The following is a 3838-nucleotide window of genomic DNA, read 5'->3' as shown; positions in this document are numbered from 1 at the left end:
TGTGGGAAATATGACATTTACCCGGCGGCAGAACCGACAGGGAATTTTAATCCAATTGAAAATTGAAAAGAAATACGCCAAACAAATTACCGCTTCTTCTCGAGCTACGGTCAAAACAATGGGCATTCTGGGCGACAAATACGTGGATATTTCTCTCGGGAAGTTGTCGGAACCACCCCTTAAACCTGGCGATTTTGTTTCCAGTGAACCCATTGTGGACACGAGTGCCCTTCTGGCTGATGCAGCCTCGTCCGTGGCCCGTTTGAATCAGTTATTGCGGAATCTTACACAACTGAGCGCACATATGGTTCAGGGAAACGGAACCGTTGGTGCGCTGTTAAGCGACCCCAAAATGGCTGCCGATGTCCGCAAAATGGTTCGGCAAACGCGACAGGCCACGGCTGCTTTGGCGCAGGGCCGAGGCACAGCCGGAAAATTTTTGCAGGACTCCCTTTTGTACCGGTCCCTGTTGCATTCGTCGCAGCAGTTGGAGGTCATTACCCGCCGTATGCGTGATGGTAAGGGAACGGTTGGCAAGCTCATGGCGGATTCGACCCTTTACACGCGATTGATATCCATTTCAGCGCAATCGGATTCTCTGCTGAAAAAATTGCAAGGGAAGGGCACGTTTGGGCGCCTTACACAGGATCCTGCGCTGTACAAGGAATGGCTGGCCGTGGCAAAAGCACTTCGGGCATTGACTGAAGATATTCAGAAACATCCGAAAAAATATGGGTCTTTTAGTGTCTTTTAAGAAAAGGCTGAAAATGAAACCCAAAATGTCAGTTGGAATGGTGAAACTTAGCCTCATTATTCTGGGGTTAGCCCTAATTGGAAAAGAGCCGGCTCTTCATGCACAAGAGAACAGGGCATTGGGCTTTTTCCCGCTGCGCAGCCAGTCCCCCATTCAGCAGTTGCGATTCGGAATACAACACCACCCTCCGTGGACGCTGGATCAGGGGAATTGGGCGTTGCAGCTTCAACACACGTGGAAAAATATGTGGCTTTACGACGAGCGGCGTTTTCTCATGGACGGCGAAATCCACGAAACCGTTTTTCGGGCGGCCTACGGAGTGACCAGTCGATTTGAAGTGATGGTTGAATGGCCGGTTCGGTACCTTTCGGGAGGGGTTCTGGATGGAGCGATCGAAGGATTTCACCGCATGATGGGATTAGGACAGGCCGGTCGGGATAAATTCCCCCGGAACCGATTTGTGGTGGAAATGATTGTCCCGGGGGAAAATGGTGAGAAGGTGGTGAACCGCTCTTCTGATTCCGGATGGCAGTTGGGGAATTTGGTGCTCTCGGTAACCCGGTCCCTTTTGTCAGATACAAGCCGCGCGTTTCAGGCAGTGATCACCGGAAATCTTAAATTTCCTACGGCCACAACCACTGAAATGTTTGGCAGCCAGAAGCTGGATGTGGGGCTTTCACTGGGCTCGGGGTATCGATGGCGCGCGTTACGTCTTTACTACAATGCGGGAATCCTCTATTTTGGTGATAAGGCCGTCATGGGGTTGGCGTTACGCCAGTGGCGGTTCAGTTCTTTGTTTGCAGTGGAATACCACCCGAATAAAAGTCGTCATTCCTGGGTTGTTCAGGGATTGGTAGAAAGCGGCGTGGCGAAGCACTACGGCCAGTTTTCAGATCGAACATCTGAGGTAGTCTTTGGATACAAACGTCGCGTCAAAAAAGATTGGACTGTTGAAGCGGGTTTTCTTGAAAATCTCTTCTATTTTGACAACAGTCCGGATGTAGCCTTGCATGTGGCCGTCACCCGGTTTATCCGGAAATAGCGGATTGAGGAATGAAAATAGTGAAAAGAGGGCACTCTAAAACATTCGACCGTTTGGACGAAGGATTCGACTATTTGGGCGAGTTTCATCGTGATCATCTGATAAGAATATTTGTAATAACTTAATAAATAAGGAATAAGAATGATTGTTTCTTTTTGGCACACTTGTTGTTTTTACATAAAACAGAGCCAGCCTAATTAAAGTAAATACCAATCAACACAAAAAAGGAGGTAAAAAATGATCAAAAAGGCTGTACCTGTTTTGTGGTTTGTTTTAATGGGAATGAGTACCCTGACATTTGCTCAAAGTGAAGACTCCTTGTTTTATAACTACGTGATGGATTTGCCCCGCCAGGAATTAAGTCAGGCAGAGATAAAGGGGCTTTTGCAAATGCGTGAAGAAGAAAAATTGGCCCGAGATGTGTATTTAAAATTGTATGATAAATGGCATGTGTCGATTTTCAAGAACATTTCCAACAGCGAAAACCGACACACCGAGGCCGTTAAAATGCTGCTGGACAAGTACAAAATTTCGGATCCCGTGCTGAACAACGCGGTTGGGGCATTTACTCATCCGGAAATGGCCAAGTTGTACCACGACTTGGTGGCTAAAGGTGAAAAATCCCTGAAGGACGCCCTGATTGTGGGTGCCACGATTGAAGATTTGGACATCGCCGATTTGCACAAACGGATGGCCGAAACGGACAACAAGGATATTCAGTGCACGTTTGAAAAGCTGACCCGTGGCTCCGAAAACCACATGCGAGCCTTTGTATCTCAGTTGAAAGCCAATGGCGGGTCATACCAGGCCCGGTACATTCCGCAAGGCGAACTGAATCGTATTCTTTCATCCGGAATACAACACGGATTTCGCCGCGGACGGGGCATGCACAAAAGGCGTTTTTAAGACCAAAATTCAGACCGGCAGAGGGTTGTTTCCTTTGCCGGTTTTTTTATGATTTCATCTCGCTTGTTGGTTTTTAAATTTCCCCCTTTTTTGGGAGGTGCGGACGGCTCTCTTGTGCCACGGGTTCTTTGTTCGGAATTAATGTGCGGGGATGTCCCATGAAATCGTTGCCTCTTCCTTTCCATATTTTCATTCCCTGTTCCCCGATATCCGGCCTAACAAAACCCTTGATAATAGAAAAAAAGAATCCCATATTATAATGTGCCTCTTTGAATAAGTGGCTGTGCCAAAGACGGATATGGAGGAGTTCCTAATGGTTGATCTTTCAACAACGTACATGGGATTGAAACTGAAGAATCCGGTCATTGTGGGGAGCAGTAGTTTAACGCAATCCCTTCAAGGCCTTCGGGATGCTGAGAAAGCAGGCGCTGGAGCCATCGTCCTGAAATCCCTTTTTGAAGAGCAGGTCCGTGCAGAAATAGGCGATGTAGATGAGATTGGCCCCTCGGCTCATCCGGAAGAGTACAACTACCTGATTTCAGAACTGGAAATGCAGTACGGCGCACGTCAGTACATTGAGCTTATTCGCCAGGCCAAAAAGGAAATAGCAATTCCCATTATTGCAAGTATAAACTGTATCACGTCCAAATGGTGGAACACCTACGCCAAACAGATTGAAGACGCGGGTGTCGATGCTCTGGAGTTGAATATTTCATTGATGCCCAAAGACCCGTACCAGACGTCTCTTGAGATTGAGCAAGTGTACTACGACATTGTTCAGGCGGCCCGCGAAGCGGTTTCGCTGCCGATTGCGGTCAAAATCGGTCCTTATTTTACGGGAATGAGCATGGTGACTCGGGAGATTTGTGCCCGAGGTGCTGACGCCCTGGTGTTGTTTAACCGATTTTACCAGTTTGACATTGACATCGAAAAAATGGAAATCAAGGGTGCCAACTGGTTCAGCCATCCCAATGAAATGAATTTGCCCCTGCGGTGGATTTCCATTCTTGCCGGGAGGATTTCGTGTGATCTTTCAGCAACCACGGGCATTCACGATGCGGAAGGGCTGATTAAACAATTGCTGGCCGGAGCTACAACGGTTCAGGTGGTGTCCACGCTCTTCCTGAACACGTTCG

Annotated in this window: 4 protein-coding genes; all 4 read left to right on the top strand. The window is 48.0% G+C overall.

What is annotated here, in order from left to right:
• Nucleotides 1-55 precede the first annotated feature (55 nt).
• The gene (locus GXO76_00385; GenBank protein ID NOY76300.1) at nt 56-754 is read left to right on the top strand and encodes a hypothetical protein; all 699 of its coding nucleotides are present in this window, start codon (nt 56-58) and stop codon (nt 752-754) included.
• A 37-nt stretch (nt 755-791) separates the two neighbouring features.
• Nucleotides 792-1796: a DUF3187 family protein gene (locus GXO76_00380; protein NOY76299.1), complete on the top strand. Its 1005-nt coding sequence runs from the start codon at nt 792-794 to the stop codon at nt 1794-1796.
• A gap of 282 nt (nt 1797-2078) precedes the next feature.
• Entirely contained in the window at nt 2079-2702 is a 624-nt protein-coding gene (locus tag GXO76_00375) for a DUF2202 domain-containing protein (GenBank protein ID NOY76298.1), read from the top strand.
• 313 nt (nt 2703-3015) lie between these two features.
• A partial coding sequence (locus tag GXO76_00370) for a dihydroorotate dehydrogenase-like protein (GenBank protein ID NOY76297.1) occupies nt 3016-3838 on the top strand: 823 nt, incomplete at its 3' end.

Source organism: Calditrichota bacterium (genome assembly GCA_013151735.1).
Classification (GTDB): domain Bacteria; phylum Zhuqueibacterota; class JdFR-76; order JdFR-76; family BMS3Abin05; genus BMS3Abin05.
Note: the sequence above shows the minus strand (reverse complement) of the source record. Positions and strands in the feature narration are given on the sequence as shown.